The following is a 21117-nucleotide window of genomic DNA, read 5'->3' as shown; positions in this document are numbered from 1 at the left end:
AAAAAGTCACATATTCAGTGACTTTTTTATTAAATATTATGAATCAGACAAAACATTTATCTTAATCAACGAGTATTTTTTTTTACTTTTAGGTTGTAGTTTTAATATTTATTATTAATGATTAATGCACCAATAATTATACAAACAATAATAGTTATTATGTATGACACGATGATTGTCCATGTTGGTGGTTCTATACTTAGATAATCAAATTGAGAAAATTCAAGTCTTTCAAATCTTTTTTCAGTTTCATTGTGAATATAATCTGCAATTTGCATAAACGTATTATCATTTAATACTTTCTGATTAAGCACAAACTGTTTAATATCATTTTTTAATGAAGATATATTAGTCCAAGAAAATACATGACACCACTTAATATCTTTACCTTGAACACCTATATTAATTACAAGTTCATTCTTATTACCACCAACCCAGTAACATTCTTGCTTATATCCAATTTCAGAATCGGTTGTATTATGAACTAATACCCAAATTCTTACTTGTTTTTTATATCCAAGGTGCCCATTAATTCTATGAAATTCATTATTTATTTTATTACTATTATAACCAAGAACAGACGGATAACTGAAATTATTAATCATATCAGGATAGTCATAAAGATTTAAAGAATCTGCTTCATCTTCGCTTATTTTAATATAATTAAATACTGTATAATCTGAAGCTTTTATTTTATTTATGTAAGAATGTTCTGTTGTTAAAGGAACAGATGTTAAATAATTACCATCCCATCTTGTTTCCCACGTATATGAATATTTGCCAACATTTTTACCAGAAAACTTTGTACCACTACTATTTACACATTTATCATTTGGATCGTAATTTTCATGTGTATTAGTTTTAATGCGATTACCACCAAATTGTTTGTTCCATTTATCATATTGTTCTTCTGATATAACAATAGAATTACCAAGTCTTGTTTTAGCATACCAATTAGGACCAACATCATCTTGATGTGAACAGTCGTAATATTCTGTGCAATATTCAATATTTCCATTTTCGTCTGTTCCACAAGCAACTTCTCTTGAACAAATTTCGCTGTGCCAATAGTTATAAGGTTCTTCTTCGATTACAGATACCACTTCATCACCCCAATATTCTGTATAATAAACAGAATAAGTTTCAATAAGTGCTTTTGCACCTAAAGATAAAAGAATTGGAATAATAATTACGAGAGCAATCTCCCACCAAACAATACGTTCATGGAATTTCCATAAAAGAATACCTGCACAAGCGAAAGCGATTATAATAGTACCAAATATTATCATATTTAATATTTTTAAATTTATACAAATATACTAAGATTTTATAAAATAAAAAATCCAGTCAATAACTTGGCTGGATTTGTTTTATATTTTTATATTACTTTTCTGTATTGAATATTTTTACATTGTTATCAACACCTTTTTCAAATATTTCTTCTGTTTGTGTTGATGTTACTGGTTTGTATGTAAGAATATTAACAACTTCACTGGTTGTAAGATCAAGATTCATATCTTTAATCTCATTTTTAGAATACCTTATATATTCAGTTGCATCAAGAATTTCATTATCAATAAACCAGTTAGCAGGAGATTTCTTAATAAAAGTTGAGTATTCACGACTTACATCGGTACAAATATCTTGTGCTCTCTTGAATTTAGTACGTTCATCTGAAATAGCGTTCATAACATCCTTATAAAGACTAACATCAAAATTAGGATTCTGTTCCTGAATCCACTTCATAAGAGCACCATCGCCTTTTGCATAATTTCTTCAAACGCTTTCTTGTATTCGTTTGATACTTCGGCTTTCTGTGTGATGATTTTCCACATTTCATCGTGAGCTGTCATACACACTTTCTGTTGAGCCTTAAACTTCTCACGCAGAGAGATTTCTTTGTTGTCTATACTCATATTGTAGAAAAACAAACTGAGTCCGACAACCAGAATTACAGCACCAACCAGTGCAAAAATAATACCTTTTGATAGTTTCATACTTCTTTAAATTTAAGTGAATTAATAAATTTTTAGTTTTACAAAATTACATAATTGTTCAAAATAAAAAAAATTAGTCAGTAAAGTTTTGCACAATTTTTTTAATTCTTTTTCTGCTGATTTTTAGATTCAATCACACTTGTACAATCGAAAGAATATTCTAAAAAGTTATTACAAATGTTCTACATAATTTTCTTTCATATTAAATATTAAAACAAAGTTTAATTGATTCTTTTGCGGTTTCTTCAAGAGTGTAACACACAGGAATGTCAGAACCATCTTGTTCTATTCTTGTTAAAAAATATTTTTCTTTTGACCAGTCTGTATCTAAACCAAGTACAACATTCGCACCTGTTAAATCATGTCTTGTTTTCCATTCTCCAAATTCAAATCTACTTGTTTTTGCATATGGTCTTATCTTACCATTTTCAATAATTTGTTCTTTTTCGTTTGAAAACCAGAAAAGAACAACGCCTTGTTTTCCAGCAAGTCTTAAATGATGTGTTTCCCATAGTACCTGGTCTTTGTACTCAAATTCATTCTTTTTTATACCAGATTGTCTTCTTGGTGAACACACTACAAGATTTGGAAATAAAGGTTTCCATGGTAATTCCTTATATGATGTACTAAGTCTTTCGTATTCTTTTTTAAGAAAATTATAACACTGTTTGTGCCAATCTTCTGATCCCTGAATAGGACCAGCGAGAAAGATAACAATATCATTCTCGCTGATTGTTTCAAAATTTGGTGCTGTAATATATCTTATCATTATTTTAATGTGATATAGTCTAGAGAATTCATTTTTATTTACTTTGATAACATCTTTTTTGTCACCAGTGTATGTCAGTTCAATGTTGTACTGTTTGGCAGTTTCTTTGATAAAAGTCATAGAAAGAACTTTATTACACAATTCGATGTTTTTCAAAATACTTTGTATCCATAATTCTATTTTTAGTTTATATTTTTAATTCATTTTTAAGTTTAAAAGTCTGTTTAATTTTTTTTTTTCACACCAACATATTAAATTTATATTTTCGTCTTATCACCAATTCGAAAAATAATACCACTCTTGGAGATATATTCATCTCCAAAAGCAGTATCTTTCAACCATTTTTTTGTAGGATTCTTAATTATAAGATATTCTTTAGTCATTTTCTGCTGTATTATCTTTACAATCAGAATCTTCTGTTTTTTTTTTCTTCGGATTCAGTTTCTTCTATATGTTTGAGGTAGAAATACTCATCATCTTCAATTTTACCGAGTCCTCTACAAATTTAGAAAAATATTTTTAGATAATCCAATGTTACCATGTAGATGGTACGTTGTTCTCGACAATTGGTCTATAATAACTATTAGAGAACGTGGTAATAATTGTATAATACACAAAGGTATTAAAAGTATATTCTATGTAACGAATGAAGATATAATAAAACATTTTGTTAGTAAAAATTCTTCTGATTTTGAAGTTCTTGATGAAGCTATACAAGAATTGGGCGCTGAACTAATGCCAGGTGCCAGAGAATATGAAAGAAAATATATTGAATATGAGAACTCTAGTGCTGAAGAATGGGTTCAAACTGAGTTAAGGAAAGCAAAATTATCTAGATTATTGTAAAGTTTGGGCGTTTTTAATATTTCATTATTTTTCTAACTTTTTAATAACCTTATTAACAAGTTTAATCGCTTTATCATACATAAAATCATATTTACCTTCTTCAAATTTTTCATTTTCTTCTGAATATGAAATTTTATCCTTTATAAAAAATGATTCTACAAATTCATCAGGAACATCTATACCAGAATATCTTAATTGCCAAACATATGGCATCATCATTTGTTCTGGTTTAAATTCACAACAATATTTTTTAAATACTTCTGGAAAATCTCTACATTTATAATCATCAGCACCATCATCACCATGTGCATAAAATGCAGCAATTTTACCTTCCCAATGATTTTTCTTTAATTCACAATATACATCAGTCTTTTCAAATTTTGCAGTCTTTGTTGAATTTTTCATATCACCATCGTAAATTTCTTCAGCTTGTTCTCTTGTTAAAGTTTGGTTGATACAAACTAATCTATCAAAAAGTGCTTTAACTTGTGAAGTTGCTGCAGACCAATGAATTGGTGTGAAAACTATGAAAGCATCACACTTTTCTAATTTTTCATATATTTTTTCTGAAAACATTTTATCATTTTCTTCATTGTAACAAGAACACGGATATTGGCAATGAGCCCCACCAGCAGTCGAAACGCATCCTTTACAAGGCTGTATAATATGTTTATCAGGACTCAATTTTAAATCTATTATAGTAAAATCAACATTTTTTATATTATCCTTAACATATTTAATTATTTTAGACGTTTTTGAATTTTCATCTGGACAATTATTCACGTATCTTGGTGAACCTTGGATTAGAACTATATTTAACTTTTTGCTAAAATTTTTAAACTTTGTTTTCATACGACTATATATATTAAATAAATGAATATAAAAATTCATGAAAACTTTGAACAAAACTGAATTTATTTTATTCCTTAAAACAATATCTGATACATTAGAAAAAGAGGAAATACAATACGAATTACCATTTTGTCATATTGATAAAGTGAGTTTCAACCATATGTATATAGTTATTCCTGACCATATTACGTCATATGATATAAGTAAAATATTTAATTGTGATACAGTTAATGAAAAAGAAGGTATTATAACAAGTGTTATAGATGATTTTACAATTTATTTTGTAAAAACAAATCAGCATGATTGGTATTATACCTTTTGGTATTATTGTTGGAATATATTACCAATTATGATAGATATATTAGCTTTCAGTTCTTATAATTTAAGATATACAAGATTTGGATTAAAATATCAATATAATGATAAACTTATTGATATTACAAAAAATATGAAAGATATTTTTGATTTTTTAGAATTGCCATTTCATATGATAAGTAATGGATTTCCAACAGATTACACGATATTTGAATTTATAGAATCTTCACCATATTTTGATACAAATTTTTTTACAATGGAAGTATTTAAAAAGTTCGATAAAAATTTTGAATTTAATAAAAAGTATTATGAGGATTTTATAAAACATAAACCAGAAATAACAGGTGAAATAAAATCTGAAGATGAACAGATATTTTATATTGACACATATTTTAATGGTTCTAATTTCTTAGAAAAATTGAGTAAATTACAAGCAAAAAATGACAATCCAGGTATTCAGGAAAAATTGATATCAATTGAACCAAAAAGCATAGAAGACTTGAAAAATAAAAAGAAAGAAGAAATAAACAAAAGAAAGAGAATAAATCTTAAAAAGATTATTGATAATAAAGACGATAAAGATTTTAAATTTAATATAGAATAGATGGTAAAAAGAACTAGAAAGTATTTTAAATGACTTTTGAAGAAAAAATAAAATATGTAGAAAAAGAAATTAGACATTCTTTTGGAAGAACATCTTGTTTATATGAAGATGAGTGATCAAATTTTCTCAAATAATGACTTTTGGAATTAGTCATTATTTTCAATTTGTTTTTCTATTTTTTCAATTTGTTTTTCTATATATTCTTTCATTTGATAATTTTCAATTTCCTCTGGATTATTTTCCATTATTTTTTGCAACCATTGTAACAAACTTTCTTTTTCTTTTATCAATTCTTTTTTCATTTTATAAGATTATTTATTTTATATCCACTAAATTTAGATAAATATTCTGAAATTTTAGTACCATTTGCATCAGCATAATCATATTTACCATCAGAATTTAAGAACTTTTTAACATTTCCTTGACCACCTATTTTCGGCAGGAAAAAGCGTATATATTTTTTTCAGATATTGTGATACAAACTCTTCAACAGAGTTGGTTAATTGCAAATCAAGGTATATGTAATTTTTTTGAAGATTTTTAACAGACTTTAGGATGGACTGGTTTTACCGAATCTTCTGGGACTAATCAGAATTAAATGATTTTTACTATTAAGTGTTTGTTTTATTTCATTAATCTCATTCTTCCTATCTGTAAAATAAACATCATCAACAACAGAACCGAATTTAAAAGGGTTATTTGTCTCCATAGTAATTGCGAAAATATTCATTGCGAAAATGTTCGCAATATAAGAATTTATAATCAAACATCAAATTGATTTTCATTTTAGAATGAGTTGTTTTGGCATTTTTAGTTCTGTAGTCAAATTTTTTTATCAATTCATAACAATATCCATCTGATTTGATAGTATTTGATAATGTAAAATCATTTTTGTTTAAATATGTAAGCATTTTTAAACCTATATCATCATCTTCATAATGTTTTTTTGAGAAAAGACCCTCATTAAATTCGTTAAATTTAGTTATCATTGTTTGATATTTAATTTTTGTGCACCAACATCAAAAAATATGAGGTGTCCGTTCCTTTGACCTATATTTTTTGAATGAAAATCGTTGGTATCAATATCATTTTCTTTACATTCTTTTACAATCTCTTGTAATTGTTCAATAACATACTTTACATCTTTTTCAGGATACTCTTCAGTATAATCTTCAATTACAAATTCTATTTCTTCTGCATCAAATAATGTTTTATAATAGAAATTTTCATCATAATCATAACAATAAATATTCAATTCGTCTAATATATTATTTAGATTCTGAGGTAATTTTGTATTGATTTTATCCATAATTAATAAAAAAGAACCTTTCTGATAAGGTTCAGCTTCATAATAATTAACTATGTATTCGGTATTTTTACCAATCAATCTTCTTGCAGTTTCATATTCTGATTGGTCTGTTGTGATTTTTAACACTAGATTAGGATGTCCTACGATCTCAAAAACTTCGCCAAATCCACCTTTACCTATGAATTTACCTTTTTTTGATAACCATTCATTTATAGATTCATATAGTTTGAATTTAGTAATCATAAAACTATATATTAATTATCAGTTTTATAATTTGGTGCCGTTAGCAAGTTTGATTTTATAATCCATATTTTTTTTTAGATACAATAAATTTTTTATTTTTTCGCAACCTTTCCCACATTTTTTCTGCCGATTTCGTTCTTCCTTTTATATCTGCATAACTACTATTATTGATCGATTTTATACCTACTACACCTTGTTTTTTTAAATATTCTAACATTAAAGTAATCATTTTTTCTCCTAACCCAATACCTCTTAAATTAGGATTATTGATACCTATTCCAACCATTTCAACATAACCATCTTTATCTTTAATAAATGGTTTTTCAGTAGTTAAACTACCTGAAAATACATTTTTAAAAAAATTTTCTAAAGATAATTTCGTTGCACTTACTGGCAAAATTTCGTAAGTTAAATCAGGTGCAATCAATACACCTTTCTCAAATATTATTTCGTAATTTTCTTTTAAAAATTTTTCAAATTTTTTAATCATTTTCATCAATCTAATTCTCAGTTTTATAATTTGATTCCAACCATCCTTTTATTTTATAATATTCAGTACTAATAATACTTTCATAATTACTTGTGGCATATCTATTACCAGAACAATTTGTAAAATTTTTAAATAATTCTTTAAGTGATTTACATTTCAGATAATTTTTACACATTAGGTAATAATATGCTTGTATTCCTTCAAATGTAGATTCAAAAAATAATACTGTTCCTGTTTCCCATTCACCAACATTAAATGGGTTGTTTATTGGTGAACGACCTTTACGACCCATATCTGATTCCCATTGTGCTTGTGCTAATGCTAACTCAAGTGGTACTATTATACTTGTTGAATCATATGCGTTTCTTGCAGCAAGTGCCAGCATAGATCCTTTTATAGGTGTATTTTTAAATTCTTTTTGTGATAAATAAAGATTTGCTTGTTTTTCATATTCTGTGAAAACAGAATCTTTCCATTCTGTCGTACCTATTATAAGGTCATATTTTGTCTTATAGTCTATGTCGTTTTTTAAATATTTATATTTCATTTCAACAAAATGTCCGATAATCATACCAAAGACAAAGAATAAAAATATAAATAAAAATAATCCAAATTTTCTTTTTTTTTTAATACTCTCATAAGTTAGTGTGTCTTCATTAAATACGTATAAATTCTTAGGCTTAAATAATCCTTTCATTACTTCTAATTTTTATTTTTTAACAATTTATAGTTTATATATTAATTACAGACAATAAAAAAGTGGTGTATCACTTTTTACCACTTTTTTCGAGATTTTCAATCCATTTTTTATATTTAATGGCACTCTCATAATCTTCTCTTTTTATCGCAGCATCAAGAAGTTTTTTGTAGTATATAATGATATATTCTTTTACTTTTCTATCTTCTAATGATTTTTCTTTCATAATTATAATTCCCAGAAAGAATCAGGATTAAATACTTCACCATCTGATTCTAAATTAAATTGTTTTGGTATTTTTTCTTCAAAGAAATTATCTTCTTCTAATTTTGCTTCCAAATCTTCAGGTTCATATTTAATTACACGATTATCAACTTCATTAAAAAAGTTTTTCATATTTTCATATGTTACTTGTGGCATATATTTTGGGTCTAATATCACCAATTTACGATTAAATATAATGTTTTTCTTTATTATATCCTTAGCAGTAATGTCTTTTATCTTTTTGTGATAAATAATAATATCTGATAAATTTTCTACAAATTCATCTGAATCTATATCTATTGGTTTTGGATGTATTTCTTTGTACAATTTATAAATTGTTGCAGCACCATCTCTACCTATACCCCTACCATTTTCATCTACCTTACCATCTTTTATTTGTATAACAGAAGGTATATTATCAGCATTATCACCTTCAAGAATTTTACAAAACATTATTTCTTCAGCAACAACTGTTTTTGTTTTGGTTTTATTAATTAAATTATCAATGTATTTTACAAAATCAGAACTATTGTCTAATTCAAATATATTTTCATTCACAGAATTTGATAATTCTTCTATGACCAATTGATAATTCTCTGGTAAATAAATTCTTTCATCAGAAAATTTATAATTCCATTGAATGTTTATAAATTTTTTATTTAAATCATATTTAATTAATTGATTAAGGTCTCTATCAGAGCCAAGTATTACATTAGAATAACCTTTCTCATTACTTTTTCTTACAATATATCCAATAAAATCATCTCCTTCTAATCCAACTAGTTCTAATGATTTTATATTCTTTTTATTGCGAATTTTTTCTTTAAATTCTTCAAAAACTTGATATACAAAATCCCAATCTATACTATCATCTCTTTTTCTGTTACCTTTATATTCTTTATATATGAGTTTTCTCCAATTACCTTGTTTGGAGTCAGAAACAAAATATATGTTATCAAATGCAAAAGATTTTGTAAGTTTGTTGAAATCATTCATTAGCAAATCAGCAAGGTCTTGCTTGATTCTGTGTAGTTTTTTAAGGATAAATACATTTTTATAAAGAATGTATGAGGAATCTAAAATTAAATTTACTTTCATTCATATCAATTAATTTTTAATTTCTTTATATAGATTAAAAAAGAATTTTAGTTTTAATATATAATAAAAAACAAATATGAAAATTTTTAATATAAACATATATAGTAAAGTTGATAGGATAGATATTATTTTTTTTATATAATATGAAAAAAAAAATATTGAAATGTTAGATGAAGAAAATATAAGCGGTATTAATGAATCTACTCTTATGAAAGTCAAACATTTATTGAATAAAGGTAAAACTTTATCTAAAAATGTTTGGAATGTTGTTAAAGTAGAAGGAGAAGAAACAAAGATTGCTTATCAAATATTAGTCAAACTTATTCGTAGTGAAAATGTTTTTGATAATGAAAAACTTTTTCTTAAAAAACAATCAGTAGACCTCGTAAAAGTATTACCAATTATAGCAATTCAAGGAATTCCTTTTACTGTTCCATTAACATTACTATTAATAATTTTAGGTAAACAAATAGGATTTGATATCCTACCAAAGGATCATAGATATTTACTTGATGAAGAACTAAAAGAAAAAGATAACCAAAATTAAAACAAAAACAGATTAAATAGAATAATAGAAAAAAGATTAAATAATAAGTTTTTTATTTATATCTTTTCTGATTCTTTTGAATCGTTACTTGACACGGAACTAAAGATTTCAATTATGAAAATCAAAAAGTATATGGATCTATGTTTTCTTTTCGAATGATTTTTTCTAATATGAAATTGTTATAATTTTTCATATTTTATTTCCATATAATTTTTCCCTTTATTTTAGAATTTTGTTTTAACCATTCTATATCTTTTTCTGTTAAATTATTATCATAACAAATAAAATCACCTTCAACTATTTCTGGAGCATATTTTAATGAAATTAATTTATTATAAGAACAATTAAAATTACCTTCAACTTTTTTTGGTGCACCTTTTAATGAAATTAAGTTATTATAAGAACAATAAAAACTACCTTTAAATATTTCTGGTGCACCTTCCAATGAAGTTAATTGATTAAAAGAACAATTAAAATCACCTTCAACCATTTTTGGAGCACCTTCCAACGAAATTAATTTATTATCAGAACAATTAAAATAACCTTCAACTATTTTTGGTGCACCTTTTAATGAAGTTAATTTATTAGAAAAACAATTAAAATAACCTTCAACCTTTTCTGGAGCACCTTCTAATGAAGTTAATTTATTATAATAACAATTAAAATTGCCTTTAACCTTTTTTGGTGCACCTTCTAATGAAGTTAATTGATTATAAGAACAATCAAAATTACCTTTAACTATTTCTGGAGCACCTTCTAATGATGTTAATTTATTATCAGAACAATCAAAATTGCCTTCAACTATTTTTGGTGAGCCTACCAGTGTGTTTTTTTCCATCTAATAGAATTTTTATTAAATCGTTTCCAATTTTTCAATATTTTCATAGTTTATAAATTATTTTTATAATATATATTATTTTTTAAACATTTTTTAAAGTAGTAAATCTTATCACAGTGATATATTAAAAAAATATGTCGATAAATTTGAAAAGATTGAAGAAATAATAAATGACAATTAAAAAAGTGCATTAAAAATGCACTTTTTTAATATATTGCACTTTTAATCAAAATCTACGAAACAAAGACAAACCATAGCACAACCGTAAGTATCAGTTATTTTAAGACCTTCCATAAATATTTCAGGCTCACCTAATACATAACCTTTTGTCTTATATGTTTTTTCGTATAAATTTTGTACCACATCTCTTAGTTTTTGTTCTAAATCTTCTAATCTATAGTGACCAGCAACTTCACAAACTAAACCCATATATTTTTCTTCCATACTATCATTAGTATATAACCAAGCAAATACCAACCCAGCCGATATAAATTCAGAATATCTACCTGTAGCTATAGCAGAAATAGTTTTTAATTCTGATCCAGGTGGTGGTAACTCAATATCATCTAATTTAACCAATTCGCTTGTTGGTGGTAAAACAGATGTGTAAGTCATTAAATTGTAGTCTGCAATACCTGCATCCCACATAGCCATGTGCATTGCACCAGCATGAATCTCATACTCATCACAACCTGAACCTTTTGTAATGAAAAAATTTCCTGGAATAGTATTTTGTTTCTTCATTATATATATTTATTTATTTTTGATTTATATATTTTAATCAGATGAGTATAAATAAAAAAAGTTAGTCGTTTTGACTAACTTTTTTTTTATTTTTTTTTATTGATTAATCTACTAATATTTCATAATCTGGTGCATTAATTGTTTTGTGATCCCACCAGGTATGAACATAATACCCTTCAATTTCTTGTTGTTCAAGACTTTCTCCCCAACCATCAGAACATTGACCTTCAATATATTCTTTAACTTTATTTTTATCATCGTCTGTTAATGGTTTTGTAGATTTTACCTCGATTGTAAATCTGCTTTCATCATCAAAATCTACACCAATAACTTCCATACTAACAATACCAAGAGATTTTGCTTCATCAAAATATTGAACTATATCAGAATCATTAAAATCATCTTTTAATACATCAAAAATTTGAATTCTTTCAAGTTGAGTTGTATTTTCTACAACACTACCATATATTTTAAATTGATTAATAAATTGTTCCCAATCATAAAAATTATCTTTAACATAAGCATCTATTGAAGGTTGCCAATTATTATATTCATCATACCAATCTTCCAATTCTTCTAAGTAATCATCTTCGTCATCAAAATCTTCTCTTTTTGGTTTTTCACCTAATTCTTGTGGTTGTGCATATTTTTTCCATCTTTCATAATCTTCAACAAACCACCAACCGTCAATACCTTCTTTATCAAGTATTTTGGCTATTTCTTTTGGATCTTCATTTTTATAGAAAATACTTTCATCTACGTTTTTTTCAATTGCGACTGGTACTCTGAAATAGGTAATGTAGAAATCATCAGTCTTTTTAATTTTTGGTTGTGATTGTGTTTCAACAGGTTGATTAACTTGTTCTGGTTTTTTTGATACATTACTTGTTGTAGTTGTCCAACCAGCTCCGTATATGTTTTCTTCATTAAATTGTTTCCAATTTTTTAATGTTTTCATAGTTTATAAATTATTTTTTTTACATTATATATTATTTTTTTAAAACGGTTTTTTTAATATTTGTAATATATTTTATCAATTTTTTATTTATACTATAATATCAATTGGTGGATCAAATACTATTGTTGATTTATCCTTAGCATCAACCTCATATGACTTTCTTATCTTATATATTGTATCACTATCAAAACCATATGTTTCTTCGAAGTATTTTGGATTAAAATTTTTCATTATATTACCTTTTTTACCAGGTAAATATATTTCAAACAATTCTACACTTGAACCTTGAATTAAATACACTTCTTGTTCATCTCTTAAACTATAAATACTTCTTTCAAAAGTTATATCCCATTCTACATTTTTTACTTCAACCCAAGCTTTTAAAATAAGTTCTTGCATATCTGATCCATAATGACCACAATGAGCAATAGCACCATTTTCACTATATGACCAATAAATACCAACACCTTTATAATCTTCCATTTTTTCTAAACTTTGCACAGTTTTTGGAATCATCATAGACCTGTATATAGGAATTTTATTATCAACACTTTCATATCTTAAAATATATATGATTTTGTCCCAATATTGATCATCTACAATACCATAATAATTAAAAAAATTACTATATCCTTTTTGGATGTATCTTAAAAATTCTTCTTCATTTGTTATTATTTCTGATTTTATAATATCATCAAAATCTACATAATTTAATATATATTTTTCGGCTTTGTTTATTCTTTTTTCTTCATCTTCAATATCATTAAAATACTCACCCCAGTCACCAGTGTCTTTTAAATAATCAATCAAAATGTATTTATTATTTTCAAAATATATTTTTGCAACATAATCATATTCATATGAATCAAACAAATTTTTATTATACAAATCCTCACAAATTCTATTAAAGATTTTTTTATCGTCATAATATTTAATTACATCATTGGTTGTGGCAAATTTGTTTTTCAAATTTTTTCTTTTGATTTGTTTTATATTTTTGAACAAATTTTTTAGCAACATTTTGAACCTTATCGGTTTCTTGATCAGGAAAAAGACTTAATTGCTTTACTTTTTTATATTTTTCATATGTTTTTAAATATTTCATAAATTATACATTTTATTTCCTTGGTATTTTGCTACAATAAATTTTTTTGAATTTAAAAATCATTTACATTATAATCGATTTAATAATATATATAAAAAACAAAAGATAAATATTCATATATAAACTTGTGATATTTTTTTATATAAAGAAAAAAATGTTTAATTTTGTAAAATGAGTAACATATTTCAAATATTTGGTTCTAAATCATCTGAAGATTATAATGTTATGATTTTTGTTGATAAAATTCCTCAAACAGATGAAGCGAAACAACTATGCGAAAAATGGAACAAGAAACTGTATTTCACTTTTCTTGATACTAGTATGCCTATCAAAAAGATAAACTGCAACCTTGCAGTATTAAAAGATGGTATTATTGTTGAAGTATTTAAAGGTATAAGTGATGAAATAAACAACTCATTATATTTAACTTATAATCTACACAAACAATTCCACGAACAACAGATTACAAAACTTGTTGATAGAGATGTTGATATTAAAATAATGCGTAGTGCAAGGTTTATGTTAATGAACCTTTCTTATACTCAACATCGTTTTGAAGTTAAAAAAGCATTAAAAGGAAATTTTGTAGAAAAAATAAAAGTTTTAGATATTATTGATCTTTCAAAGATTGATGATTTAGGACAAAATGTTGGACTAAAATGGGTTGATTATTTGAAATCTATGTCATTTCAGATAGGACAGTCTCTTGCTTTAACTGATGGTGTAGAAGTTTACTCAAAAGAAGAAATTGCGGATAGATATCCAGACTTATCTGAAATGCTATTCAAAACTGGACAAAATCTAACAATTCTTGAAGAGTACAAAGAAGAATTTGTCAGAAGGTGTAAATTACATATAAGAAGTATGAAAACCTTTGATGAATATAAAAAATAACAATCGTGATGAACAAACCTAAGATTATACCTACACATAATGGACTTGAAAGATTAAAAACTTACTCAATAGAAGAAGTATTCAAATGGATTGAAAAAAATCCAAGAATAATATACTGGGAAAAAGATGGTTTTGAAATAAATACAAAAAGAGCAAAAATTTTTCATAAGAAAGGTATTGTTTGTGTTAATTGTGGTGTAAAAGGTTCATTTTTTGCATTAGAAAAAGATAAAGGAGGTGGATTACATCTTGATTTATATGGTCTTATAGACGGTGAAGAAGTCCTTATTACAATAGATCATATTATTCCAAAATCTAAAGGTGGTGTAAACAAGATAATTAATTTCCAAACTATGTGCAAACTTTGTAATGAAATGAAAGCCGATTCTGAAGAATAATTTTTTTTTTGAAATATATTTGTATTAATTTTGTATATATAAAGCAATTTATATAAATAAGTAATATAAAGTATTATGAAATATAAATTATCGGATTTTGAGCTCAACAAACAGTCTCTTAAAAGAAAATTACCTGAAATTGTTGATGAAAGCATAAGGAAAAATGTTGAAAAAATACTTAATGAACGTACTACAACCTATGATATTAAATCAATTGAATTTATAATTGAAGTATTTTATTCAAATAAATATAAAAGAAAAGTAAGTGATAAACCACTTAGTATATTCTATTCATCTTTTAATAAAGAAAAATACGATAAATTAAAATCTATATTAGAGATTAAAAAGACTGGTTCTATTTCAAATTCTCTAAAAAAAAGATATTAAAAAACTTATTAATAAAACAACTTACGATATAATGTCTGAAGAAGAATATAATAAAGAACTTGAAAAGATTTCTGAAAAGTACGGTATTATGATTAAAGAAATCTACAAAATTCTTGATATAATTGAAAGTGAATGGTTAAATAATATAACAATATAAATATGCTATTAATTTTATTAATTATATTATGTTCTATATTTTTAGTATTTGTTGGATATCGACTTGCTATAAGTATTCATGATCCAAAAAGATTGAAACAAAATATCGATGACCTTAAATCTGATAATAAAACACTAAGTAAAGAAATTAAAGACTTAGAGAACATTAACAAAGACTTGATCGAAGGTGTTAAAAAGCTTGATGAAACAGTAAAATCAAATACAAATTGGTATTTACAAAATATTAATGCTTTAGGTCAATATCTCAAAGATAAATATAATGATAATTATGTATTTGATCAATTAAAAAATATTCAAGGAATTAAACCAGTTGAAAAGAAAGAATATAATATAGATGATTTGTTAGATAAACTATCAGTAGGTGGTTGGAACTCACTAACTAAAGACGAAATAGATTATCTTAGAAGTCAAGGTAATGTATAATTTTTATTGTATTATCTTTGTAATTATGAAAGCAAGAAAAAACATAAAGAAAATAATAACTCTTAACAATTACATTAAAGCAAATCGTCATGGAGAATGGCTTGCTCATAATGAAAACGAAAGAGGCTTTATTTCAAAACACAAAATTCATCATTCAAAGAAATCATACACTCGCAAATTAAAACACAAATTACGTTATGAAAATTATACTACATGAAAATCATTGTAAAATGTGTTATTCTATAGTATCGTACTTTGGACATTCATAAGTTTTATTTTATCCATACCAAATATTTAAATTGCAACACAAATAATGGTATTTTAAAATCCATCATTTTAATAAATTTATTTTAATCAAACAATTAAGAATATGTTTTAGTTATCACCATCAAGCATATCTTAATACTTAAATTTCCATATTTAACATCATTATATTTAATTTCTATAGTCTCTGATAATTATTATTTTAATTCGAAAAGTGCAAGATCATGATAATATCTCTAAATTTTTATTTTTTTTTTCTTAAAAAAAAATAAAAATTTCAAGATTGAATGATACTATTTTCATTTTAAGAATTTGATATATTTGAATATAGTATTACAAATGATGATTATATCCCAACATTAAAGTTTAGTTATAAACGTTTTATATTTGCAACCGTTATTTATAATAATTTTTTACACACCATTCTGTATATTTTTAATTTTTGAAACAGTATTAACTAAATCATCCAGTAATGGTTTAATTTTTTCTAATTTTTCTTTTTCCTCATCCGTGAATGTAAATATTTTTTGACCAAATTTAGTAAATGAATTTGTATCTAACATTCTATAAAACATACTCATTATTATAGGATTATCTAATCCTCTAATGAATTGTTTTATAAATTCATCTAAACCAAAATTCTTTAATTTACTATCACCTAAATTTATATTAGATTCTTTTTTCTTTCCAAATATATTTAACTTTTCATTGAACTCTTCGAAACTTTCTACGTGTTTATTATTTTTCATATTGTTAAATTATTTTTAGTATATATATATTAAAATATAAAACTATATTTTGTTAATCCTACTTATTCAAGTTTTATTGGAAACTTACAACACAATTATACTGATGGTAATCAATCTAGCATTGAAATAGCAGCATTGAAATAGCAAGTTTATTTCAAATATTTCAAATTTTAATTTGTTTTGAAAATATTTCATTCTATCCAAATTGGAACTTAATTTTTCATTCAATATTTTATTGAAAATTGGTTTTAAACTAAATTCTTGAGTATGAACAAGTCTATCCATTTTATAAAACCGAAATACCAATTGTATCTGGATTTAAGTCAATACCTAAATATCTTTTGTTTAAATTCATCAAACTTATATAAATATACTAAAAGGTTTTAGCTTTTTAATTTTATTCCTATTTTGTTTACGATACCTTCAGCAAATATCTTTGTTTTTTATTTGTGTTTATTTAAAAATTCTTGTAAGTTTGTCAAATCAAATCTGATTGAATATGTATATCCTTTTTAATTTTGTTTAACTTCATTTAATTGCTGAAGTTTAAACAATTCTTTCTCTTCTTTATTGTTAATTTTTAATATCATTTATAATGACAGATGTTCCAATTCTATCAACATAAGGTAAAACCATATCAACTTGTTCTTTATTTCTAACACCACCAGATACTTTAATTTTTATATATTCTGGTAGAATCTTTCTCATATATTTTAATTGTTCTACTTTTTCAGAAAAAAATTTATTAATTTTTGAAAATCCTGTTGATGTTTGAATATAATCAGCACCAGCTTCAACACATATCTCACAAGCCAATTTTATTTCATTATAATTTATTTCTTCTACTTCAATAATAACTTTCAGAATAACACCATTTTTATGACAACTATGAGCAACTTGTCTAACATCCGTTACCAATTCATTATAAACTGATTCATAATCTTCACCTTCTAATATGGCAAGTTTTCTAAGTTTTTTATAATTAAAAACCATATCAATCTCATCTGCACCATTAGATATTGCTTTAAGTGTTTCTTTAACTTTGTAATTAGTTGAATCATCACCATTAGGAAAAGATATTACAGTACAAACAATTGGGTCTTCGTTTTCAAGAAATGCTTTAGCAGTACCAACCATTTCTGGATATATGCAAACTGAATAGAAATGGTTTTCTATTGCTTCTTCACATATTTTCTTAATATCATCTACTGTCGCATTCTTTTTAAGATATGTGTAATCTATTAGATGATTAAAATTGTTTTTTGCTTCGTTAAGACGTTTGAAAGTATTATAATTATGAATCATTTTTCTGTAATTTATTTTCATTATATATTAAAAATTGGAACAAATAAATTGTAATATATAAATAAAAAAAATTAAAATTTGCATATGAAATTACTTATAAAGTTTCCGACAAGAGGCAGAGTAGATAGGTTTTTTAATGTATTAGATAGATATTATGCTTTTTTAGATGATGAAGATAACACAGAATTCTGTATTTCTATTGATATTGATGATAAAACCATGAATAATCAGAAAGTTATAGATAGATTATCTACTTATAAAAACCTTAAATATTATGTAGGTAATAATAAAAATAAAATAGAAGCTGTAAATGCTGATATAGATAAATGCCAATTTGACATTGTATTATTAGCATCAGATGATATGATACCACAATTAAAAGGATATGATAATATTATTCGTGAAAATATGAAAAAATATTATCCTGATACAGATGGTGTTTTATGGTTTTTTGATGGTAATAGAAAAGATTTAAATACATTATCTATTATGGGTAAAAAATATTTTGATCGTTTTGGATATTTATATAAACCTGGTTATAAATCTTTTTATTGTGATAATGAATTTATGTTAGTTGCTGAAAAATTAGGTAAACAAACTTATATAGATATTTGTATAATTAAACATGAACATCCTGATATTCCAAAATATAGGGATAAAATGGATCTACTATATGCTATAAATCATAAGTATTATCCGGAAGATTATCAGTTCTTTATGCAAAGAAAGCAAAGAAATTTCGATATTCATTTGCTTAAAAAATAATTTAGCAAAGTATGATTTTGTACTTAGTGATTTGAGAGTTCAAAAAACCAATTAACTTTTATAATAGATATATTAAAAAATAACAATATTATATGAAAAAAATTATTTCTTTTTGTTTATGGGGTAACAATCCAAAATATACTATAGGTGCTATAAAAAATGCACATTTAACAAATAAAATATATCCAGGTTGGATATCTAGATTTTATTGTTCTTCTAAATCTACTCCAAATGACATAATAAAAGAATTAAAAAATATAAATAATGTGGAAATAGTTATGACTTTAAATGATGGTTGGGTTTGTATGTTTGATAGGTTTTTACCAGCGAGTGAAAATGATGTAGAAGTTATGATAAGTCGTGACACGGATAGTAGATTGAATTTGAGAGAAAAATATGCTGTGGATGAATGGTTAAAATCTAACAAATCTTTCCACATTATGAGAGACCATCCATATCACGGAACAGAAATACTAGGAGGTATGTGGGGAGTTAGAGGTAAAATACTGAGTGATATGAAAGAATTAATAGAAAAATATATAAAAGGAAATTTTTGGCAAGTCGATCAAAATTTTTTAAAGGAACATATTTATCAAAAAATAAAGGATGATTGCTTTGTTCATGATGAATTCTTTAATTATGAAAAACATAAGAAACCTTTTCCAACAAAACGAATTGGACAAGAATTTGTTGGTGAAGCTTTCGATGAATATGACCAACCTTTTAATATTAAACATAGGATGATGATAAAAAATTAAATTGATTATGAAAATATTATATTGTGTGATTGGTACTGGTAAATATAAAAAAAATTATTAGATATTACTAACACTTGGCTTAAAGGTGAAGATTTTTTATATTCAATGATAGTAATAATATAAAAAAATAATATCAAAGTTACAGAATGATCTGATTATAATTATGTATCCAAAAAAGTGATGTCAGGTTTATTATATATTTCAAATTATTTAACACAATTTAATTATGATACGCCGTATAAAATAAAAAATATTACATTCCTTGACCAAATTTCATTTCATTATATTAGGGATGATGATGTTTTTAATTTATACAAAAAAGAGAATAATAAATTATGAAAAAAGGATATGTAACTTTTGTAAATAATAATCAAAAATATATACAATTAACAAATATATTGATAGAAAGTTTGATAACTTTCTCTAAATATAATATCGAGGTTTTTGCTATTAATTTTAATTACAAATATAATAGTGATAGAGTTATTTCAAGAAGAATAAATGTGAATAATGAAAATTTTGCTTCAATATGTTATAGTAAGTTGTATTCTTCTCTTAATAGTGAATTTGATATTGGCGTACAATTAGACGCAGATATGATATTGACTAAATATAGCGATAACTTATTTGAAAAATATAAATATGTAGTAGATTCACAAACACCTTTTGGTTCATTACACCCTAGTGATCCTAATAATCAAATTCGAATAATGAATGAACTTAATGTGAAACAAAAAACACAACCATATGTTCATGCTACTTATATTTTTTCGAAAAAATGTAAGAATTTTTTTAAAGACTGTTATGATTTATCACAATATTTATTTAAAAATAATATAAATCCACCAAATTATGATGAGACAATATATAATGTTATGTTATGGAAATATAATAGTACAAAATATGCAGACTGTTATGATCCATATTATGAATATTTTATAAATCCAACTCAAATAGAAAAAGATAGACATGGTTATGGTTGGATGAATAATGTAGATTTCTATATATGTCATGGTGTAAAAGATATTACTATTGCTAAAAACATATTACAAAAAATGAAATAGTAATAGATATACCATAAGACATTAATATAACATCATTGGATTATTTAAGAATAAAAGAAAATCTAATTTTTATGATGATTATATAAAAAGATAAAATAACGTATGATTATTTAATAGTAGGTTGTCCGTTTTATCTGATAAATAATAAAAAATATTAGTTTGTACAACAAATATAAAAAGTTAATAAATATATATTTGGTGGTAAATTGGTAGAATATAAATATTATGATATGGATAACACAATAAAAAGTTGATTA

30 protein-coding genes are annotated in these 21117 nt (G+C 24.6%); 11 read left to right on the top strand and 19 right to left on the bottom strand.

Features of this window, described 5'->3' with window-relative positions; genetic code table 11:
• Positions 1-101: 101 nt before the first annotated feature.
• The 4 genes from HPY57_15410 to HPY57_15395 form a co-directional block, all read right to left on the bottom strand.
• Positions 102-1289, bottom strand: coding sequence for a hypothetical protein (locus HPY57_15410; protein ID NPV13154.1), 1188 nt, complete (start codon positions 1287-1289; stop codon positions 102-104).
• A 94-nt stretch (positions 1290-1383) separates the two neighbouring features.
• Positions 1384-1746, bottom strand: a complete 363-nt coding sequence (locus HPY57_15405) for a hypothetical protein (GenBank protein ID NPV13153.1) — start codon at positions 1744-1746, stop codon at positions 1384-1386.
• Complete coding sequence (locus HPY57_15400) at positions 1743-1997, bottom strand: hypothetical protein (GenBank protein ID NPV13152.1); 255 nt, start codon at positions 1995-1997, stop codon at positions 1743-1745. The genes HPY57_15405 and HPY57_15400 overlap by 4 nt, the downstream gene beginning before the upstream one ends.
• 202 nt (positions 1998-2199) lie before the next feature.
• Complete coding sequence (locus HPY57_15395; GenBank protein NPV13151.1) at positions 2200-2922, bottom strand: hypothetical protein; 723 nt, start codon at positions 2920-2922, stop codon at positions 2200-2202.
• A gap of 375 nt (positions 2923-3297) precedes the next feature.
• Between HPY57_15395 and HPY57_15390 the strand changes: the two genes are divergently transcribed.
• Positions 3298-3612, top strand: a complete 315-nt coding sequence (locus HPY57_15390) for a hypothetical protein (protein ID NPV13150.1) — start codon at positions 3298-3300, stop codon at positions 3610-3612.
• 24 nt (positions 3613-3636) lie between these two features.
• On the opposite strand, the gene HPY57_15385 is transcribed toward HPY57_15390, so the two are convergent.
• Positions 3637-4464: a flavodoxin family protein gene (locus HPY57_15385; GenBank protein ID NPV13149.1), complete on the bottom strand. Its 828-nt coding sequence runs from the start codon at positions 4462-4464 to the stop codon at positions 3637-3639.
• Between the two features lie 37 nt (positions 4465-4501).
• Between HPY57_15385 and HPY57_15380 the strand changes: the two genes are divergently transcribed.
• The gene (locus HPY57_15380; protein NPV13148.1) at positions 4502-5383 is read left to right on the top strand and encodes a hypothetical protein; all 882 of its coding nucleotides are present in this window, start codon (positions 4502-4504) and stop codon (positions 5381-5383) included.
• 146 nt (positions 5384-5529) lie between these two features.
• On the opposite strand, the gene HPY57_15375 is transcribed toward HPY57_15380, so the two are convergent.
• From HPY57_15375 to HPY57_15345, 7 genes are all read right to left on the bottom strand, one after another.
• Positions 5530-5685 carry a hypothetical protein gene (locus tag HPY57_15375; GenBank protein NPV13147.1) on the bottom strand — a complete coding sequence of 52 codons (156 nt, stop codon included), beginning with the start codon at positions 5683-5685 and terminating at the stop codon, positions 5530-5532.
• 248 nt (positions 5686-5933) lie between these two features.
• Positions 5934-6092, bottom strand: coding sequence for a hypothetical protein (locus HPY57_15370; protein NPV13146.1), 159 nt, complete (start codon positions 6090-6092; stop codon positions 5934-5936).
• Positions 6093-6368: 276 nt separating this feature from the next.
• Positions 6369-6935, bottom strand: a complete 567-nt coding sequence (locus HPY57_15365) for a hypothetical protein (GenBank protein NPV13145.1) — start codon at positions 6933-6935, stop codon at positions 6369-6371.
• Between the two features lie 55 nt (positions 6936-6990).
• On the bottom strand, positions 6991-7431 hold the full coding sequence (locus HPY57_15360) for a GNAT family N-acetyltransferase (protein NPV13144.1): 441 nt from the start codon (positions 7429-7431) through the stop codon (positions 6991-6993).
• 4 nt (positions 7432-7435) lie between these two features.
• Positions 7436-8122: a hypothetical protein gene (locus HPY57_15355; protein ID NPV13143.1), complete on the bottom strand. Its 687-nt coding sequence runs from the start codon at positions 8120-8122 to the stop codon at positions 7436-7438.
• Positions 8123-8192: 70 nt separating this feature from the next.
• Positions 8193-8348, bottom strand: coding sequence for a hypothetical protein (locus HPY57_15350; protein ID NPV13142.1), 156 nt, complete (start codon positions 8346-8348; stop codon positions 8193-8195).
• Positions 8349-8350: 2 nt separating this feature from the next.
• Positions 8351-9484, bottom strand: coding sequence for a hypothetical protein (locus HPY57_15345; GenBank protein ID NPV13141.1), 1134 nt, complete (start codon positions 9482-9484; stop codon positions 8351-8353).
• 163 nt (positions 9485-9647) lie between these two features.
• On the opposite strand from HPY57_15345, the gene HPY57_15340 reads away from it, so the two are divergent.
• Positions 9648-10031, top strand: coding sequence for a hypothetical protein (locus tag HPY57_15340; protein ID NPV13140.1), 384 nt, complete (start codon positions 9648-9650; stop codon positions 10029-10031).
• A gap of 196 nt (positions 10032-10227) precedes the next feature.
• Here HPY57_15340 and HPY57_15335 read toward each other — a convergent pair whose 3' ends face one another.
• From HPY57_15335 to HPY57_15315, 5 genes are all read right to left on the bottom strand, one after another.
• Complete coding sequence (locus tag HPY57_15335) at positions 10228-10773, bottom strand: hypothetical protein (GenBank protein NPV13139.1); 546 nt, start codon at positions 10771-10773, stop codon at positions 10228-10230.
• A gap of 318 nt (positions 10774-11091) precedes the next feature.
• Positions 11092-11613 carry an arginine decarboxylase gene (locus HPY57_15330; protein ID NPV13138.1) on the bottom strand — a complete coding sequence of 174 codons (522 nt, stop codon included), beginning with the start codon at positions 11611-11613 and terminating at the stop codon, positions 11092-11094.
• Between the two features lie 103 nt (positions 11614-11716).
• Positions 11717-12571, bottom strand: coding sequence for a hypothetical protein (locus HPY57_15325; protein ID NPV13137.1), 855 nt, complete (start codon positions 12569-12571; stop codon positions 11717-11719).
• A gap of 87 nt (positions 12572-12658) precedes the next feature.
• Complete coding sequence (locus tag HPY57_15320) at positions 12659-13540, bottom strand: hypothetical protein (protein NPV13136.1); 882 nt, start codon at positions 13538-13540, stop codon at positions 12659-12661.
• On the bottom strand, positions 13512-13676 hold the full coding sequence (locus tag HPY57_15315) for a hypothetical protein (GenBank protein NPV13135.1): 165 nt from the start codon (positions 13674-13676) through the stop codon (positions 13512-13514). Before HPY57_15315 ends, HPY57_15320 begins: the two co-directional genes overlap by 29 nt.
• A 171-nt stretch (positions 13677-13847) precedes the next feature.
• Between HPY57_15315 and HPY57_15310 the strand changes: the two genes are divergently transcribed.
• The 5 genes from HPY57_15310 (at position 13848) to HPY57_15290 (ending at position 16172) form a co-directional block, all read left to right on the top strand.
• The gene (locus HPY57_15310; GenBank protein NPV13134.1) at positions 13848-14570 is read left to right on the top strand and encodes a hypothetical protein; all 723 of its coding nucleotides are present in this window, start codon (positions 13848-13850) and stop codon (positions 14568-14570) included.
• 8 nt (positions 14571-14578) lie between these two features.
• Positions 14579-14968 (top strand): hypothetical protein, encoded by a 390-nt coding sequence (locus HPY57_15305; GenBank protein NPV13133.1) that lies wholly within the window; start codon positions 14579-14581, stop codon positions 14966-14968.
• Positions 14969-15043: 75 nt separating this feature from the next.
• Positions 15044-15355 (top strand): hypothetical protein, encoded by a 312-nt coding sequence (locus HPY57_15300; protein NPV13132.1) that lies wholly within the window; start codon positions 15044-15046, stop codon positions 15353-15355.
• Positions 15356-15514: 159 nt separating this feature from the next.
• Positions 15515-15955, top strand: a complete 441-nt coding sequence (locus HPY57_15295; GenBank protein NPV13131.1) for a hypothetical protein — start codon at positions 15515-15517, stop codon at positions 15953-15955.
• Positions 15956-15980: 25 nt separating this feature from the next.
• Entirely contained in the window at positions 15981-16172 is a 192-nt protein-coding gene (locus HPY57_15290; GenBank protein ID NPV13130.1) for a hypothetical protein, read from the top strand.
• A 460-nt stretch (positions 16173-16632) separates the two neighbouring features.
• Here the strand turns inward: HPY57_15290 and HPY57_15285 are convergent, their stop codons facing one another.
• Positions 16633-16968 carry a hypothetical protein gene (locus HPY57_15285; GenBank protein ID NPV13129.1) on the bottom strand — a complete coding sequence of 112 codons (336 nt, stop codon included), beginning with the start codon at positions 16966-16968 and terminating at the stop codon, positions 16633-16635.
• 573 nt (positions 16969-17541) lie between these two features.
• The gene (deoC, locus tag HPY57_15280) at positions 17542-18273 is read right to left on the bottom strand and encodes a deoxyribose-phosphate aldolase (GenBank protein NPV13128.1); all 732 of its coding nucleotides are present in this window, start codon (positions 18271-18273) and stop codon (positions 17542-17544) included.
• Between the two features lie 84 nt (positions 18274-18357).
• Between deoC and HPY57_15275 the strand changes: the two genes are divergently transcribed.
• The 3 genes from HPY57_15275 (at position 18358) to HPY57_15265 (ending at position 20860) form a co-directional block, all read left to right on the top strand.
• A complete protein-coding gene (locus tag HPY57_15275) occupies positions 18358-19038 on the top strand; it encodes a hypothetical protein (protein ID NPV13127.1) in 681 nt (226 codons plus the stop codon).
• A gap of 92 nt (positions 19039-19130) precedes the next feature.
• Positions 19131-19796: a hypothetical protein gene (locus HPY57_15270; protein NPV13126.1), complete on the top strand. Its 666-nt coding sequence runs from the start codon at positions 19131-19133 to the stop codon at positions 19794-19796.
• A 335-nt stretch (positions 19797-20131) separates the two neighbouring features.
• Positions 20132-20860 (top strand): hypothetical protein, encoded by a 729-nt coding sequence (locus tag HPY57_15265; protein ID NPV13125.1) that lies wholly within the window; start codon positions 20132-20134, stop codon positions 20858-20860.
• The last annotated feature ends 257 nt before the right edge of the window (positions 20861-21117 follow it).

The organism is Ignavibacteria bacterium (genome assembly GCA_013177855.1).
In the GTDB taxonomy this organism is placed as follows: Bacteria; Bacteroidota; Ignavibacteria; order Ch128b; family Ch128b; genus Ch128b.
Note: the sequence above shows the minus strand (reverse complement) of the source record. Positions and strands in the feature narration are given on the sequence as shown.

Coding starts and splice junctions, on each gene's coding strand:
- HPY57_15330 (NPV13138.1), bottom strand. CDS start 11,613: ATGAAGAAACAAAATACTATTCCAGGAAATTTTTTCATTACAAAAGGT.
- HPY57_15400 (NPV13152.1), bottom strand. CDS start 1,997: ATGAAACTATCAAAAGGTATTATTTTTGCACTGGTTGGTGCTGTAATT.
- HPY57_15365 (NPV13145.1), bottom strand. CDS start 6,935: ATGATTACTAAATTCAAACTATATGAATCTATAAATGAATGGTTATCA.
- HPY57_15405 (NPV13153.1), bottom strand. CDS start 1,746: ATGAAGTGGATTCAGGAACAGAATCCTAATTTTGATGTTAGTCTTTAT.
- HPY57_15265 (NPV13125.1), top strand. CDS start 20,132: ATGAAAAAAGGATATGTAACTTTTGTAAATAATAATCAAAAATATATA.
- HPY57_15325 (NPV13137.1), bottom strand. CDS start 12,571: ATGAAAACATTAAAAAATTGGAAACAATTTAATGAAGAAAACATATAC.
- HPY57_15380 (NPV13148.1), top strand. CDS start 4,502: ATGAAAACTTTGAACAAAACTGAATTTATTTTATTCCTTAAAACAATA.
- HPY57_15310 (NPV13134.1), top strand. CDS start 13,848: ATGAGTAACATATTTCAAATATTTGGTTCTAAATCATCTGAAGATTAT.
- HPY57_15340 (NPV13140.1), top strand. CDS start 9,648: ATGTTAGATGAAGAAAATATAAGCGGTATTAATGAATCTACTCTTATG.
- HPY57_15410 (NPV13154.1), bottom strand. CDS start 1,289: ATGATAATATTTGGTACTATTATAATCGCTTTCGCTTGTGCAGGTATT.
- HPY57_15295 (NPV13131.1), top strand. CDS start 15,515: ATGCTATTAATTTTATTAATTATATTATGTTCTATATTTTTAGTATTT.
- HPY57_15290 (NPV13130.1), top strand. CDS start 15,981: ATGAAAGCAAGAAAAAACATAAAGAAAATAATAACTCTTAACAATTAC.
- HPY57_15355 (NPV13143.1), bottom strand. CDS start 8,122: ATGAAAGGATTATTTAAGCCTAAGAATTTATACGTATTTAATGAAGAC.
- HPY57_15285 (NPV13129.1), bottom strand. CDS start 16,968: ATGAAAAATAATAAACACGTAGAAAGTTTCGAAGAGTTCAATGAAAAG.
- HPY57_15375 (NPV13147.1), bottom strand. CDS start 5,685: ATGAAAAAAGAATTGATAAAAGAAAAAGAAAGTTTGTTACAATGGTTG.
- HPY57_15385 (NPV13149.1), bottom strand. CDS start 4,464: ATGAAAACAAAGTTTAAAAATTTTAGCAAAAAGTTAAATATAGTTCTA.
- HPY57_15270 (NPV13126.1), top strand. CDS start 19,131: ATGAAAAAAATTATTTCTTTTTGTTTATGGGGTAACAATCCAAAATAT.
- HPY57_15275 (NPV13127.1), top strand. CDS start 18,358: ATGAAATTACTTATAAAGTTTCCGACAAGAGGCAGAGTAGATAGGTTT.
- HPY57_15350 (NPV13142.1), bottom strand. CDS start 8,348: ATGAAAGAAAAATCATTAGAAGATAGAAAAGTAAAAGAATATATCATT.
- HPY57_15315 (NPV13135.1), bottom strand. CDS start 13,676: ATGAAATATTTAAAAACATATGAAAAATATAAAAAAGTAAAGCAATTA.
- HPY57_15305 (NPV13133.1), top strand. CDS start 14,579: ATGAACAAACCTAAGATTATACCTACACATAATGGACTTGAAAGATTA.
- HPY57_15370 (NPV13146.1), bottom strand. CDS start 6,092: ATGGAGACAAATAACCCTTTTAAATTCGGTTCTGTTGTTGATGATGTT.
- HPY57_15360 (NPV13144.1), bottom strand. CDS start 7,431: ATGAAAATGATTAAAAAATTTGAAAAATTTTTAAAAGAAAATTACGAA.
- HPY57_15300 (NPV13132.1), top strand. CDS start 15,044: ATGAAATATAAATTATCGGATTTTGAGCTCAACAAACAGTCTCTTAAA.
- HPY57_15345 (NPV13141.1), bottom strand. CDS start 9,484: ATGAAAGTAAATTTAATTTTAGATTCCTCATACATTCTTTATAAAAAT.
- HPY57_15390 (NPV13150.1), top strand. CDS start 3,298: ATGTTACCATGTAGATGGTACGTTGTTCTCGACAATTGGTCTATAATA.
- deoC (NPV13128.1), bottom strand. CDS start 18,273: ATGATTCATAATTATAATACTTTCAAACGTCTTAACGAAGCAAAAAAC.